Annotated in this window: 12 protein-coding genes; 2 read left to right on the top strand and 10 right to left on the bottom strand. The window is 61.5% G+C overall.

All coding sequences use genetic code 11. The features are described 5' to 3' along the window. The first annotated feature begins 2 nt into the window (after nt 1-2). Nucleotides 3-905, top strand: coding sequence for a catechol 1,2-dioxygenase (gene catA, locus DM992_RS29650; protein WP_111019772.1), 903 nt, complete (start codon nt 3-5; stop codon nt 903-905). A 43-nt stretch (nt 906-948) separates the two neighbouring features. Then, complete coding sequence (gene catC, locus DM992_RS29645; protein WP_034185107.1) at nt 949-1,239, top strand: muconolactone Delta-isomerase; 291 nt, start codon at nt 949-951, stop codon at nt 1,237-1,239. A gap of 108 nt (nt 1,240-1,347) precedes the next feature. Here catC and tssJ read toward each other — a convergent pair whose 3' ends face one another. From tssJ to DM992_RS29585, 10 genes are all read right to left on the bottom strand, one after another. Further along, a complete protein-coding gene (gene tssJ / locus DM992_RS29640; protein ID WP_111019771.1) occupies nt 1,348-1,881 on the bottom strand; it encodes a type VI secretion system lipoprotein TssJ in 534 nt (177 codons plus the stop codon). A gap of 13 nt (nt 1,882-1,894) precedes the next feature. Then, a complete protein-coding gene (gene tssG, locus DM992_RS29635) occupies nt 1,895-3,019 on the bottom strand; it encodes a type VI secretion system baseplate subunit TssG (protein ID WP_111020466.1) in 1,125 nt (374 codons plus the stop codon). Next, nucleotides 3,016-4,830, bottom strand: a complete 1,815-nt coding sequence (gene tssF / locus DM992_RS29630; protein WP_111019770.1) for a type VI secretion system baseplate subunit TssF — start codon at nt 4,828-4,830, stop codon at nt 3,016-3,018. The genes tssG and tssF overlap by 4 nt, the downstream gene beginning before the upstream one ends. 9 nt (nt 4,831-4,839) lie before the next feature. Further along, entirely contained in the window at nt 4,840-6,423 is a 1,584-nt protein-coding gene (gene tssA / locus DM992_RS29625; protein ID WP_111019769.1) for a type VI secretion system protein TssA, read from the bottom strand. A gap of 8 nt (nt 6,424-6,431) precedes the next feature. After that, complete coding sequence (locus tag DM992_RS29620) at nt 6,432-10,199, bottom strand: ImcF-related family protein (RefSeq protein ID WP_111019768.1); 3,768 nt, start codon at nt 10,197-10,199, stop codon at nt 6,432-6,434. Nucleotides 10,200-10,304: 105 nt separating this feature from the next. Continuing rightward, complete coding sequence (locus tag DM992_RS29615) at nt 10,305-10,595, bottom strand: PAAR domain-containing protein (protein ID WP_111019767.1); 291 nt, start codon at nt 10,593-10,595, stop codon at nt 10,305-10,307. A 70-nt stretch (nt 10,596-10,665) separates the two neighbouring features. Next, nucleotides 10,666-11,919 (bottom strand): hypothetical protein, encoded by a 1,254-nt coding sequence (locus DM992_RS29610; protein ID WP_162631762.1) that lies wholly within the window; start codon nt 11,917-11,919, stop codon nt 10,666-10,668. Nucleotides 11,920-12,237: 318 nt separating this feature from the next. Then, entirely contained in the window at nt 12,238-13,140 is a 903-nt protein-coding gene (locus DM992_RS41910; protein WP_162631761.1) for a T6SS immunity protein Tli4 family protein, read from the bottom strand. Nucleotides 13,141-13,345: 205 nt separating this feature from the next. Then, entirely contained in the window at nt 13,346-14,245 is a 900-nt protein-coding gene (locus DM992_RS41905; RefSeq protein WP_162631760.1) for a T6SS immunity protein Tli4 family protein, read from the bottom strand. Then, a complete protein-coding gene (locus DM992_RS29585; RefSeq protein ID WP_111019763.1) occupies nt 14,242-16,032 on the bottom strand; it encodes a hypothetical protein in 1,791 nt (596 codons plus the stop codon). The genes DM992_RS41905 and DM992_RS29585 overlap by 4 nt, the downstream gene beginning before the upstream one ends. Nucleotides 16,033-16,037: the final 5 nt, after the last annotated feature.

Genomic DNA, 16,037 nt, shown 5'->3' with positions numbered 1-16,037 from the left:
AGATGAACAAGCAAGCCATCGACGCCCTGCTGAAGACCTTCGACGACGCCGCCGAGAAGCCCGGCAACCCGCGCGTGCGCGCGATCGTCAACCGGATCGTGAAGGACATCTGCTACACGATCGAGGACTTCGACGTGCAGCCGAGTGAGTTCTGGACGGCGCTGAACTACCTGAACGAAGCCGGCCGCGAATTCGGGCTGATCGCCGCGGGCCTCGGCCTCGAGCGCTTCCTCGACGTGCGGATGGACGAGGCCGAGGAAAAGGCCGGCATCCAGGGCGGCACGCCGCGCACGATCGAAGGGCCGCTGTATGTCGCCGGTGCACCGGAGTCGGTCGGCCATGCGCGCCTCGACGACGGCACCGATCCGGGCCAGACGCTCATCATGCGCGGCCAGGTGCTCGGCAACGATGGCGCGCCGATCGCGAATGCGCTGGTCGAGGTGTGGCACGCGAACCATCTGGGCAACTACTCGTACTTCGATCAGTCGCAGCCCGCGTTCAACCTGCGCCGCTCGATCCGCACCGACGCCGAAGGCCGCTACAGCTTCCGCAGCGTGCTGCCGGTCGGCTACAGCGTGCCGCCGGGCAGCAAGACCGAGCAGTTGCTCGACCAGCTCGGCCGCCACGGCCATCGTCCGGCGCACATTCACTTCTTCGTTTCGGCGGACGGTTATCGTAAGCTGACGACGCAGATCAACATCGAGGGCGATCCGCACATCTGGGACGACTTCGCATTCGCGACCCGCGAAGGGCTGATCCCGAAGGTCAAGCAGGCCGAAGGCGCGGAAGGCAAGCCGTATGGCGTCGACGGGCAGTTCGCGCTGATCGACTTCGATTTCTCGCTGCTCAAGGAAAAGCAGGACGTGCCGGCGAGCGAAGTCGAGCGGGCCCGTGCGCAAGCCTGAGCGGCCGTTCCGTTCGACGAATCGATAACGCAAGGAGTGCAGGATGCTGTTTCATGTGGAAATGACGGTCCGTCTGCCGGCGGACATGGATCCGGTCAAGGCGGCGACGCTGAAGGCGGAAGAAAAGGCGATGTGCCAGCGGCTGATGAACGAAGGGATCTGGCGGCATCTGTGGCGGATCGCCGGGCGCTATGCGAACGTCAGCATTTTCGATGTCGAGAGCGTGCAGCAGCTGCATGACCTGCTCAGTCAATTGCCGCTGTTTCCGTATATGGAGCTCGAGGTGCGGGCACTGTGCCGGCATCCGTCTTCGGTTCGGGAAGACGATCGGTAATACCCGAAGCGGCCCATGCTGCCGGTTACCCGGCACATGGGCCAGCACCGGGAATGAAACGCCCCGCGTTCGCACACGATATCAGCTCTCCAGCGCCATCTCCCCAGTTCATCTAGAAGACGCTGACTTCACGACTTCTCCTGTCACCTGTAGTCCGTTCAGCGACAGTTCCATTCGGAGCGGCTTATCCGGATTGAGCTTCTTTTTCTCAATCACCCGCTTCCAGTCTCCTTGTGCTCCGGGGACACGGTACAACGCAACGATCGCCACGTACTTCGTCTCGCGTTGCATGGGCTGCGACAAACTCGACGACGCGCCAGGATTCACGACCGTCGACATATCTGCCTGCAGATCCGGTGCGAGAACGATCCGATCGTGCTTCAACAGGTCCTCATACGTTGCTTCATCGAATACCGTGCGATCCTTCAGCTGATACACGCGAACGGCTACCGATGTCGCTCGCCCCGCCTCGTCCGGATTCAGTGCAGCCCGTGCCGTGAGATCGACATTCAGCACCTTCACCTGCCTGAAAAACACCGCGCGATAGGCGCTCGATGACGCATCCGAGACGGACTGCCAGGCACCGCAGCCCGACAGAAGCACTGCTGCGGCAACGGTTGCTGCGCTCATTCGATTGAACATGAAGACTCCGGAATCAGATCGTGCGCGGCACGAGATGCGAGTTCGATTGAGGTGTCGGCAATGCCTCGTAGATACCGAGCGCGATATCGATCAAGCGCGAGTCCCCGGAGGGCAATACCGTGGTCCAGCCGAGACGCGGCGCAGGATCTGCACGCCCTGCTCCGACAACCGGACTCGGAACGAAACGGGACGACACTTCCATTCGCAAATGCACATCGGCTTTCATGCCGACATACAGCCGAATGAACGCCGTCAACTCGCGATGCAACGACGCGCCCGGCAACAGGTCGTGTGCCTGCTGCACATCGTCAGGCCGCAATGTCACACGCACCGCGCGGCTTCGATACGCGATGCGCCGGCCGAGCACGTAACCGCCGCCGAGACCGACGCGCCGGCCGTCCCGCGAAGCGGCAATCGCGGGGCGTGTCGACGTCAGCGGCTTCGGCTGGCCGGCGCTCGTCGTCACCGCCCAGAACTCGTCGACACGAACGCCGACGCGCGGTGCTGCCAGCGCGATGACGCTGGCCAGCCCTTCAGACGTCCGCGTGCGCTGAATCAGGAGACCGAGCAACGCCAGCATTCGCGACGCCGGCAAACCGGCACGCGCGGGCTTGTCGCCCCATCCGAACCCTGCCAGACACAACAGGCTCCGGGAATAATCGTCGACACCACCGGCCTGAAAACGCTCGGGATATCGATATTTCTTCCATGTGCGGTACAGCAGCGTTGCGATGCGATGATTGAACGGATCGAGAAACGCCTCGACCGCTTCATGTCCCTCTTCACGCACCGCGATCTCGTCGATCGTATGCGACGGCATCGCCGCATCCACCCCGTACAACCCCATGAACGTCGTGCGGATGGTCGGCGGCGCATCGCCATCCTCGTCGTCGATCTCGACCGCCGCAATCTCACCGGCCGGAAAGCCCAAGCGAGGACGCGGCCGGAATCGCACCGGCTCGCGTTCCGGCGTATCGCGCGTGCCGAATCCGGGCGCGTCGGAATCACAGGCTTCCAACAGCCGACAGAACTGCATGAAGCTCATCTTCGGCGCACACGCCAGCAGGCCTCCGACAATTGCCGGAAGCTCTTGTGCATCGGCCGCTTCGATACCCCGCCGATTGAATAACCGCTTCATAACGCCGCCCTCTGCACCTTGCCGCGCGGCCACTCCGTTCGACGCTGCGACGGCAGGCTGACGATCGCGAGCTTCGTAAACAGGTTGATCTCCGCATATGCCTCGAAGAACCGATGCAGCAATTCCCCGAACAGCATCACGTCACCGTCTCCGGAAAAAGCGTGGGAGTCGAGCGTGATCTCGATCAGCACGCCCCGCTCGACCGCACCGCCCGACACCTCTTCGATCAATTCCTGAGACACATGCAGGATGCCCGCGAGCCGTCGTCGGTTCAGCTCGTCGCTGGTCCAGTCGTAAAGCGCCAGGGCGCCACGCAACACTTCCGCGTTCATCATCGACAGGAAGTTCGGCGCCAGATGCGACAACACACGCCACTGGAAACGATCCTCCGTCGGCGGATACAGCGGCAACGTCGGCGACACGAGATTACGCACGCCGGCAACGCTTTGCGTGCTGACTGCGATCTCGTTGAGACTTGCCTCCCGCAAACCCTTGCGCGGCAGCATCCCGTTCGTGCCGGTCACGCGCAGGGACAGGCTCTCTTCGGGAAGCGCATCCATCGTTTCCCACGCATGGCCGCCGAGAATCACCCAGGTTTCATGCAGCCCCGACACGCCGGGACGCACGCGCGTATGGAAATAGCGCTCGGGGGCCTCGTGCCGCAACATGCCGCCGCGGTGACGGAACGTGGCGAACGGCACGTATTCGTATCGTTCGGCCGTGTCGTGGTCGAATGTCGCGATCGCGTCGACCGAATACGTTTCGACATGCTCGCCTTGATGGCCGGCCGGCACGACGCGATATTCGGTTTCGTGATGGTCGATCTCGATCGGCTCGGCGTCGAGTTCGAACAGGTTGATGACCGGCGTGCAGAACAGTCGCACGTTTTCCGCACTGAAACGCTGGTCCGACGGATACGCGTGCTTCAGCACGATTTCGAGTTCGAAGCGGGTCGCACCTTCCGGAAGCTTCGCGACATCGAGTCCGCACAAGTCGACGAACAGAAACTTCTCGCGGAACGTGAAGTACTCGAGCAGAAGTTGATACCCGGAAAACGCAGCATCGGCCCTTGGCCACAGCCGCTCTTCCGTCGAGAAGCCCGCCGGCTCGATCGTGACACCTGCGAGCGGCACCGGTTCGCCGTCGCGAATTTCCGGGATGCGCCAGTGGATCGCGTCGACCTGCCTCGTGAGCGCGAGATGCATCGCGAATGCGGTCGGAAGATCCGCGTTCAGATGCACACGCAGGCGCGACAGATTCGTTTCGTTGCGGAGTGCGGATCCCTCCAATGCGAAACCGATCCTGATCACCGACCGGCCATCATGGCGCACGGTCGGCCCGGCGTGGGTAATCGTAACCGGCTGAAGCGCGACGGGTTGCGTGGTCCGGTACATACACTGGACCGTTCGCGGCGCCGCCCCCTCGACACGGCCCGGCGACGGGACATTGATCGGCGCCGACCTGACGGGTGCGCCGGCCGGCACCATTTCGGTCTTCTGCAGTTTCTCCGCGAACGGCATCAGTTCCACGATCGACAGCGACGGAATCATCCGCAGATAGTGCGGCCACAACAGGCTGACGAGTCCTTCGGTCAGTTCGGGCAATTCATCGTCGAGCTTTTGTCGGAGCCGGCCGGTCAGGAACGCGAAACCCTCGAAGAGCCGCTCAACGTACGGGTCACGATCACCTACACGATCGAGATTGAGCAGACGCGCCCGATCGGGATGCGCCTTCGCGAATTCCTTGCCGGATTCGCGCAGATAGCGCATTTCCGCTTCGTAGTAGCGCAGGATGGAATCGTTGTTGTCCATGGGAATCCGTTACGAAAGAGTCAAGGCGCGTGCGGGATCGAGCACGGTCAGTTCGGCCTGCAGTTCGCCGATGCGACGCATGAGCGCCGGCTTGTCGGCGTCCTTGCGGCTGCTCATCGCTTTCATTGCCTTGACGAGTTGTTGCTTGACTTCGAACGTCAGCGCCGGCTCCCAGCGCATCAGCGGCAGCGACCGCGACGACGCATCGAGCTCGGCAAGCAGCGCGAGCGCCGCATCGGGCCGGCCGGCATGATCGGCCAGGCGGGCCATCACGAGCCGCTGCAGGTAGCGGTGCCGATCGGTTTTCATGCCGGGTAGCGCTTCGAGCCATGCGAAGGCCGTCTCGATGCCTTCGCGCCCCGCCAGTTCGCGGGCCTGGGTCTCGATCTCGGGCCAGTCGCCGGCGGCGTCGCCGTCGCCATCCGCGGAGACCGGCAGCGGCGCCACCGTCTCGCCCGCCTCCAGGTCGCGCACGACCGCGTGCCGCGCAATCCATTCGAGTGTCGTGTCGTCCGCGAACGGCGTGCCGTCGCTGAATGCCAGCCGTTCGATGCCCGGCAGTCGTTCGAGAAACAGCGCAAAGTCGGCACGCAGCAGTTCGCGCCACGCGCTGTACGGCGTGCCGACGTGATCGAGCGCGACATGCTGGAGGTACTGCAGATCGAACCACAGGTGATTCACGCCTTCCATGAACGCGCCTTCGACACGCTCCAGCAACTCGTGCCAGTGCTTTTGCAGCACGAGGCGCTTCATCTGCTGGCGCAACTCGGCGCGCGGCGGTGCCAGACGCGTATGCGATGCGGCATCAGCCGGCGGCACGTCATGTAAGGTATCCCAACGAATGCTGCGCACGAGGCGCACCGACGGCAGATAGCCGTTTTCCTGATCCCGCAGCCACGTCGACATCGAACGTGCCTGATCGAGCAGGTCGCGCGTCGACGCGATCGCCCCGCTCGACGCGGGAACCGAAGCGATCTTTTGCGGCGGGACCACGCCCGGATTCGCACCCCGAGCCGGTTCCTCCTTGCGCTCGAAACGGGCAACCAGCGGCTGCAAATTCGGACGCACGGCTTCCGGCCAGTTTCCCGTTTGTTCGACGAGCACGTCGAGCGCGGCAAGCGCACGTTCCAGATCGGCCGGCGCAAAGTCGCCACGACTGTTCAGCGTCTCGATCATGCGTGAAGTCGCCAGCATCTCCAGCGCCGCCCGCTTCGCCTCGGCCCGCGCGGGCAGCACGGCCTCGCCGAACCGGTCGATGAGCGAAGCGGCCAGTTCGAGTCCGTCGGCAAAGCCGGCCGATCCGTCCAGCCGCAGCCTCGCAAACGTGTAGTAGCCGACCAGACGCAGATCCTTCCCGGTTTCCTTGAGCAACTGCTCGCAGTTGCCGACGATCAGTCCGTCGTCGATTCCCGAAAGCTTGTTTGCCTCGTCCTTCAGTTCAAAGAAGGCATCCTCGTAGCCCGGATCGCGGCCGCACGTGTGCTCGCCCGGTATCGGGGCCAGCCATGCCGCCCAGGCGGTCTGTCGGGATTCCTGCAGCGAATCGACGCGAGGACCGCCGACGAGTGTCTTTACGAAATTGGCAAGCGTCATGGCAGGTCTCAGAATGCGAATGCGTCGCCCAGCAAACGGAGGGCGTGTCCGAACGGTCTGGTGGAGACATCGGAAGATGCCGAAGTCGTCGCCAGCGAAGACACCTCCATCCGCGGATCACTCTTTGGCGGCTTCTCGCCGGGTGTGCTTGATCGCGCTTCCGCTATCGGAGTTGTCTGACGGGACGCCTTCCGAGACTCCACCGGCATCGCTTCATCCAGCCACGCCATCGCACCCGGCGGCCCCGGTGGCAACGGCACGGCAGCGTGCCTGGCTGCGGCAATCGCCGCAGCCGGCAACGGCGGCGGACTGGCCGTCGACACCTTCGGCCCGGCGCTCACCGCCCCGGCCATGAAAATCCGTGCAGGCAGCACGAAGTTGCGCAGTTGCAGGACGTCGAGCGGGCCGGCGCCCGCCTCGCTGCGCAGCTGCACCTTCAACGGGATGCCCTGGCTCGTATCCGGCATCCAGGTCAGCAGGTAACGGGCGTTGTCCTGTTGCATGACCTTCGCTCGCTCGAACAGGCGAATCAGGCCGAAGCGCCCCTGCGAATCGAGCGCCGTCCGCAAGCCACCCTGCTCGGTCTGCCATTCGATATGCGACAGGTTTTCGAGCGACTGGCCGGGCCATTCGAACGGCGTCCATTCCTGCTTCTGGTTGAAGTAGTGCAATTCGCGGCCGGACAACACGAATCGCATGTCGGTGACGCCCGGCGTCGGCACCGCCTGCAACTCGTAGCGCATGCGCGCGTCACCGGACGGAAACAGCACCGTCGAAATGCGCGTGAGCTTGTTCAACCCGCTCAGGAAGCCCGGATCAATCGTCAGCGCACCGGAATCGGTGCCCTGTGCGAGCACCCAGCGGTCGCCCTGTCGCTCGATGACGCCCGCGAGTTGCGTCGTCACGAATTGCGTGATCACGCCGCCATCGGGTCGCATGAAGCGCGCCATCTCCGGCAGCGACGCGTCGTTGTCCGAATCCGCGAACGGATAGCGGCCGCCGAACGACTTGTTCCAGTCGGCCACGATCGCCGCGCGCCAGATCTCGTTCAGGCTCGACGCGGCCGGCTGCACGATGACCTGCCATGCCTGATCGAACGGCGCCCGGAACAGTGCGCCGAAGCCGGACCACTGTTCGCCGAGGCTCGCGGCGACCCGGCTCGCATAGTCGCGGCTGTCGGCGATGTCGGATGTCTTGCCCTGCAGCACCGACTGGGCGGCCAGTCGCGCAACCGCATCCGGATCGGCGCTGGAGACGATCTGCGACGTCTTCAGGCGCATGGCCGTGATGCGTTCCAGATATCGGGCGAGGCTCAGATCACCGGTCGCGGCCATTTGCGCGGCGGCGGTTTTGCCGTTGACCGGCCCGCCGGAAACGAGATCGGTGCCGGTCAGACGCAGGATCGGGCCGAACGCCGCCGCCAGCGGCGCGAGTTGCGGCTTGACCTGCTTCGACGGATCCTTTTCGTCAGCGCCGACGATCTGCTGCGCCTTGCTGATCAGCGTGTCGGACAGCGACTGCGTGTTGGCTCCCGTTCCCGCCTGATAGACGATCGCGTTCATCAGCGCGACGAGCGGCGAACGTTGCGGATCGCCCAGCAAGGTCAGTTGATCGGCCGTGGCGGAAAGCGTCGGTGCCGGTTGCCAGCGCACGCTGTTGAGGAACAGTGCCCAGGCGCGCGCATAGTCGTCGAAATAGCGTTGGCGCAGTTCGTCCTTTAGCGTCGACGAGGACTGGCCGGCGGCCTTGGTGTCGGAAAGCACCCAGTCGCTTGCCACGTCATGTTGCTCGCCCGCTTCGTCGATGGCCTTGGCGATCCGTTCGTCCCATGCTGCGCGCGTGAATACGCCCGGTATGGTCATGGTCGTGTCGAACAAGCCGCGGCTTGTCGCGCCACCTGCACCGGATTGGGATGCCGAGTCACCCAGCAGCGTGACGAGCGACACCGGCGGGTACTTCGGCGTCGCTTCGTCTAGGATCTGCTGGTAGACCGCGTCCCGCGAATTCTGAATACCCCGAACGCCGATCACCGTCTGGCGAGTCGCTGCGATCAAGGTACTGTCCGGAACGATTGCCAACGCAGCCGCGGTCGACTTCGCACCGGGTCCCAGGTGGTTCGTGAAGAATGTAATGGCTTGCTGCCGCAAGTCTTCCCATCTGCCTGGCGACAACGATGAATTGACGGGGCGTGCCGGCATCGACGTCGCGACGAGCTGGGGTGTCAGGAATGCGGCCACCGCGCGCTCCGGCTTCGCGAGCATCAGATAGGTCTTGAGCGTGTCGTATGCGGCCTGTACTTGCGCATCGCCGCCGCTGGCGATTTCTGCGTCGGACAACGATGCCAGTTGATGCAGTCGCGCCTCGAGTTGCCGGCGAATCGGGCCGACGAGAATGCGGTTTGCCGCATCCGCATAGTGCGGCCAGAGGACATCGAGCAATGCGTGGTCGCGATTCAGGCCGAAACGGGTGGTCAGCGGCGCGCGGGTGCGCTGGTGGAATTCAAGTGTGTCAATCTGTCGGTCAAGGTCGGTGAGCGTCTGCAGTGACTGTGTTGGGTTCTGGATTCCCTCGAGCTTCGAGACTGTCTCTGTAGCACTTCCGATCGTTGCGCGGTTGACGAAGCCGGACAGCATCGTGCCGGCAATCCAGCAGCCAATTACAACGATCGCCATCCACGCTGCCGTAGTCGACAGTGAAAGGCCGACGCGGCGACCATTAACCTTGCGGCTGTGATCGGCGACGGTTTGCCAAACCGTTCGGTGCTGAGGATTGAATCGAGAAACATCGGCCCTCTCAGTATCGGCATGCGGCTGCGCCAGATCCCGCTCCTTGAATAGCGGCGCGAACATCAGGCCATAGATTCCACCAGTCCGAACACCGGATTCGGTGGTTTTGAGCACCAGACCCGCCAACGCGCTGCGCAACATCGAAATATGCTGCGCCAGTTGTGCCGGGTAACGGTCACTGGCATTCGCGGCAAGGCGCATGACACCAGAATCCGCGAGATCGTCGAGAAGATTTCGGAGCGACTCGTCGATCACCGTTTCATTCACGTGCGTGTTTGCCCACGTGAATCCAATGGCCTCGTCCGTGTCCATCCACTCGCCGCCGAAATCCGTAACGTCCAGAAGATAGGCAGGTGCGGCCCAGCGCAATGCGCGCGTATGGCGAGCAAGCCGAGCGGTGAGTTCGTCGGTATCAAACGAGGCGTTGACGGAACCGCAACTACGCGTTACCGCTACGATTGCGTCTACTGGCCGCCGGCGCCGCAAGCGGCGGATTTGATCGAGCCATTCGGTATCGAGTTGGTCGCCGATCTGCCTCGCATACAGCAGGACCGTATTGCCAAGAACAATCGACCCGGTATCGACCAGGCCGGGCGCCAGACGGCGTACGAACGGCTCGTCGCCAGCGACAAGCACCCAGCGGTCACGATAGCGCCAACGCCAGCCGTGACGGTTGAGAAGATTGCTACGTAGCACAGCAGCGCGCCCTCCTCCGACCGGTGCTTTGGTATCGCCCTCCCCGGTTGACGCATTAATCTGTTTCGCGACCCAGTGCTTGATACGCCGCGCGGCTATCGCTGGACGGGATGAGGAATCGAAGCTGAACCACAGGAACCACACGACGAATACTACGCAAAGCGCAACGATCCATCCTGCACGCCTTTCGACCGAGTGCAGCCCCACCCAGTCACCTTTGAACCAGATCAGCAATCCGGGAAGGATGACCGCTATGACGATGCTTAGAATGTCAATCCGGAACTTGCGAAACATATTTGATAGAAATTGAATCAAGATTTTCCGTGCGGACACCCCCGCACATCTCGTTGTTAAGCAATACGGCCAATGTCCTCTTGGTCGGGATGTTCTCTCTTCCGCTCAAACATCGACATAGGACGAGTGTTGGGAGGGAAGCAGGCGCGGCGGCGGATCGCACTGGCATACGCACAGATCGTCGCTCAGCGCACCTTCCCTGCCATCAGGGCCTTTCATCGAGAAGCGAGGGCCGGCGCACACAATGTGTCCCGTCGACTGACATGCGGGACACCAGATCTCGTCGCGCTCGTAGGCCTGCTCGCGATCTCCAATCCTGTCGTTCGAATCGCCACCCATTACGGTGCCGCTCGATGTTGTCCTGTCGCCTTTCAGAATGTCGTATCGTCTGGTCATAATCCGATCTCCCCAATTCACGGATAAGTTCTGTATTGCGCCGCACCGCCGAGAAATACCCTTGCCACCGTCATCGCGCGTCGCTATTCCGCAATACAGAGAAGCAAGGCCCGGTCTTGCAGGCCGTTACAACAAGCTGGGGCAGGCCATCCTGAACCACCGCCTTGGCCGCGCAAGCCAGGCCGAGCCAGGACGCGATTTCGCCTGCGTGACCGACCATGTAGTCGAGGTTGGCTGACTTCGCGGCGACGCCCGCCTTGACCGCGGCAGCGGTCGTCTCGTTTGCCGCGTTCGAATCAAGGCCGCTTTGCCACATACGGCTGACGGCAGCTGGTTCCACACGTCCCCATCGCAGCGCACGCGCAAGTGCTACATCCACCGGGCAGTCATCCGTCCCGTTGGGTCGATGCACCCTGGCAATCGGTTTGACGTCAACCCTATGCAGCACCGCTTCTGGCACAACCAGAAGCGCGACACCGGTTTCCGCGCTGCCGTCCGGCGGGAGCGCTTGAAGAACGGGATTCAAGCGAACGAAGACGAGCAGGCGTGCTTGTTGATCCTGCTGCTGGTTGATTCGGTCGAGCCAGGTATCTAAAGCCATCAAATCGGGCGGCTCAAGCAGGACCTCCGCCTGAAGCGGCCGGAGACTAGACTTCGCCCATTTTTTGTCCCACGAGGCCAAAGCTTCGTCCGTGTTCGCAACGCCTGGCAACATCAGCTGGATCGAAAACTTCAAATCCGACGGCAACGTCCGCACGGCTTCAGCGACATCGGAAATCAATGCGTCGAACACCCACTCGCGCACGCAACGCTGTCGTTGGTCGTCGTTCTTGAATCGCTCCCCCTCGTCGTCTGCATCCGGCTGGTCGAACCACCGAGCGTTCACAGGCGGTACATCGGGTTTGGATACGGTTCGCGGTTCGAGTTTGATTGAGCCACGCAGCAATCTGTCGAACGCATCATCTTTCGCGTCACTCTCAAACCTGTACGCCGCTGCCAGCAGCACAAGCGGTTGGCTGGCCTGTTCGAACACGCCAGTCACATACTTTTCCCGAGCTTCGTTCCACGCAATTGCGTCTAGCCGACGGCCCTCGAAAACGCTGTAGCGCCGCAACACGACGAAGGCGGCAACGCCAACCGGGTACACCGTGACGCATATCCAGAACCATAGGGACTGCGTCGGCTCATCTTTGGGCCAGAGAAGCAGGACAGCAAAAACTCCGGCAAGCACGATGACGAAAAACACGATGGTCCAGACAAAGCGAGAGGGTTTCTCGTTCGGTTCCAGTTCTTCCGGTGGAAGATTTTCGAAGTTAACAGCCATTTGCAATCCTAAAAACATTAGGACGAGGTTGGAGTCTACGAGACACTGCATCTATCAAATCAATGTCGTCCTCAGTTAAACTAGCCTCGTCAATCTTCTATTGCAATACCGTCCGACGGCCGTGTTCGTTCCGTCGATCGACCGCACCCCGCAACTCGTTCCGCTTCTGACACGGCGACGGAAATACCTCGTCGCATAAGTAACGCATTGCCTCGTTTACCGTTATCATGTGCAGCGTGCCCAACGCGATGCGAGGCAGCATCGTGGTAATCGGCATGGCAAGAGGCGTCATCAGAACCTCTCGTCGAGATAGCGTCTTCATACCGCCCCCGGGCGCAGGCGAATCGAATCCACCACGGCGTCCCACAACTCGAGCGCCTCGCCGTCGTTGGCGAACGATTCCTTGTTGGTGGGGTAGGCGCCTTCGCCCACGCGGAGCGAGGCGTTCAGGTTCGGTTCAGCCAGCGAGTACGCCTTGCCCGGCGCTTCCCATTTGAAGCCGTAGGTACGTTTACCGTCTTGCGTACCGGCCACCAGAATCTCGTCGGCTTCGATCGGGCCGACGGGTCGTGCTCGGTTACGCAGCTGACCCACACCGACCACCGCCCCCAACAGCGCTGGCAGAATACCTCCCGCGCGGGCACGCAAGCCGGGCTCTACTTTGCGTTGCGCATAGGCGGTCAGCCGGAACCAAGCATCGGGCCTGTCGGGTAGCTGGATAACCATCTCCCAGCTTTCGAGGTTGAAGCGCTTTGCCGCCAGGATGGTGTCGTCGACCACAAAGCCAACTCCTTCTGGCAACTCGCCGGCCGGTATCTCTCGCCATTCGCGGGACAGGTTTTGACAGGTGGCAAGCGCACTGGACTTGCGATCCGGCGACACCTTTCCGGAGTACATTAAGCTTTTCGTGCCTGCCCGGAAGTAAGTATCGAATTTGTAATATTCATAGTTCGAGTTAGGGTTACTCCACGATACCAAGGTAACCGAACCGTTGGCATGCGGCACCCGCTCGACAAACATGTTTCCGCGCGAAATGTGCTTTGTCGAACGAAGCTCGTTCTCTTTTCGAGAAATCAGGTCGCTAAAGCTCTCTGGTGTCTTGATTTCCGGCAGAGGCTCAATCTTCACCTCGTTGTACTTATACGTCTCGACAATGGTCGCCTCATTAGGCACATCCACCAGATGCCGCCCGATTGCGCGAATTCTCCAGCCTTGTTTCATGCCGACTCCTTCCTGGACCAGCGGTCAGCGGAGTAATGCAATTCATTCCGTTTCTGGCAAGGCGACGGGAACACATGCTCGTCCAAGTACCGCATTGCTTCGCCTACCGTCATAGCGCGCTGCGCGCCAAATGCGATCCGAGGTGTCAACGCGACAACCGGCGCTGCAACGAGCGCCATTAGGATTTCGCGGCGGGACAGCGTCTTCATACGGCCCCCGGGCGCAGGCGAATTGAACCCACCACGGCATCCCACAACTCCAGCGCCTCGCCGTCGTTGGCGAATGATTCCTTGTTGGTGGAGTACGCGCTTTCGCCCACGCGCAGCGAGGCGTTCAGGTTCGGCTCAGCCAGCGAGTACGCCTTGCCCGGCGCTTCCCATTTGAAGCCGTAGGTACGTTTACCGTCTTGCATACCGGCCACCAGAATCTCATCGGCTTCGATCGGGCCGACAGGTCGTGCGCGGTTGCGTAACTGGCCCACACCTGCCACTGCGCCCAGCAGCGCTGGCAAAATGCCGCCCGCGCGGGCACGCAGGCCGGGCTCTACTTTGCCTTGCGCATAGGCGGTAAGTCGGAACCAGACATCGGGCTTGTCGGGCAGGCGGATGTTCAGCTCCCAACTCTCAAAATTGAAATCTCTGTCAACCAATATGGCGTCATCGACTACGAAGCCGACACCTTCCGGAAGCTCGTGGGTTGGGATTTCTCGCCATTCTTTAGCCATCACTTCAAAGCTAGCCAGAACCGCGTCTTTGCGTTTCGGTGAAACATCCCCGGAATATTTCAGGCTTTTGGAGCCTGCCCGGAAGTAAGCTTCGAAGCGATACAGGATATCCCCCGTCGAACGATTCCACGAGAGCAGCGTCACTGAGCCATTCGAGTGCATTGCCCGCTCAACAAACAAGCTGCCGTGCTTAACGTGTTTGGTCGCGCGCAATTCTTTTTCCCGTTGAGCAACAAGGTAATCGAAGTTCACCTGCGTCTTGATTTCGGACAGCGGCTCTATACGATCCTCGTTGAAGATATAACTTTCGGCAGTCGTTGCCGCAGAGGGCAAATCGACCAGGTGGCGTCCGATTGCGCGCGTCGTCCAGCCTTGTTTCATGCTTCCCCCTTTTTATGCCAGCAGGCTTGCTGGGCGATCTTGATAATGGCGTACATTGTGGCGTACAGTGATCGGCCGTTTTCGTCGCCGTAGCTGCCTTGATGGTCGTAGCCGAAATTCTCATTGCATTGACCAGGGTTTCCTTGTCCATGGGCAAAGCTCATCGCAATGCCGGCCTTGGCTGGCGCTTCGCCGGAATACACTGGCACTGTGCCGTCCCCGCGGCAATCTGGTTCGCTGATGGTCAACTTGACACCTGTAGTAGTCACAAGCTTTCCGTTCCCGTCGTCGTTGGCTATGCCCACTTTGGCGGAGTCAAAATCTCCAAGGCCGCCCCCTTCCCATGACACCTCACCCCAAGCGAAGCGGTGCTTGCTAGCCAGTAGCCCCGTTCCAAGAAGGCCACCAGTATCCTTGTCTGTATCGCGCTTTCCTTGCGCACCATAGTGGGCATAGGTGAGCCGCTGGTAGCGCTTTTCGATTGCATGGTGGAACTCCCTGACTCGACAAATCGTTTCGTTTAGCTTTTCGCGTGGACTGCGTTTATTAACCACCGCCCCATTTGTTGGCTGAATCTGATCCGCCCGCCTCTCCGGATTCATCAACCCCAGGTTCCCCTCCGGCACCAATCCATACCACTCAGGCGAGAAATAGATCTCGTTGTAAGGATCACCGTTCTGCGGCAGCGCGAGAATCTCTTTTCCACTCCCCTTGTCCCGCACCTTGAGCCACGGCTTACCGTCGTTGTAATCCGCCGTCGGCAGCAGTTCGAGCCCTCCCGGCGCTTGCGAGAGAATCGCTACGACATCTGCCGCGTTGCGCCCGAGGAAGAGTTTTTCCCCACCCTCAAAACCCGACCGCATGCGCTTATAGGTGGCGGGCGCCCCCGTAGCAGGCTGCACGCCGTGCGAGACGCCGAGCACCTTGTCGCATTGGTGTAGTTCCGTGAGTGCACGGCTGACCAGCCCACCCATCGAATGGGTGACGACGATCACCTTTTCCGCCATGGGCCGGTTGGGCGCAGGGCGCTCGTTATAGCAGTACGACCCGCCTTTCCCGTCAGGCGTGTCCGGGACAACGACGCCTTTCCCTTCGTTGTAGAACGGCAGGATGGTTTTCTCGATCAAATCCTTGATGGCAGCGCCGGAATCCCGATTGCTTTGCAGCCAGTTGTAGCCGCCCGCCCAGACGTCGAACTGATAGTTGGCGGCGTGCAAAATCTCTTCACGCGTGAGGGCATCCCCTTCTTTCGCGCCCCATTCCGTGGGCGCGTCCTGACCGGCTTCGGCGGCCCATTTCCGGAGGTCGGCCTCGCAACGTTGGAAGTCATACCGGGACAAATCGTTCAGCAGATGCTGAAGCTTTGCCATGAACGGGTGATAGCTTGAGCGCATCAACGCGCCCCAGCCCCGGGCCACCAGCACGCTCTTCGGCAAACCGCTCTCGCCGGCGTCGATCGGCCCGCTGGGGTCGATCTCGACCGAATCAGTCACCAGATCGGCGGCACGCTCGTTGGTATTCTTGAAGAGATAGATGAACAACTGTGCGATCAGATCCGCCGCGCCACGTAAATCGAGATTGGGCGGCTGCCAGGCGCTGGCCTTGCCTTTTTTCTTCCGCAAGTTGGTGCCCATGATCCCGGGCAGGAAAAGGACAGGAATGACGTAAGGCTTCGCGAGCACGATCTTCTCGCGCTGATCCTCCGTGGAGGTCAGCGTCGCCACGCTGTACTGGTTACCGTTCTCGTCGACCATGCTGTGATGCAGAACGGGAGTGGTTTCTGTCATGACGT

The sequence above is a fragment of the Burkholderia sp. JP2-270 genome, assembly GCF_003233675.1.
In the GTDB taxonomy this organism is placed as follows: domain Bacteria; phylum Pseudomonadota; class Gammaproteobacteria; order Burkholderiales; family Burkholderiaceae; genus Burkholderia; species Burkholderia pyrrocinia_C.
Note: the sequence above shows the minus strand (reverse complement) of the source record. Positions and strands in the feature narration are given on the sequence as shown.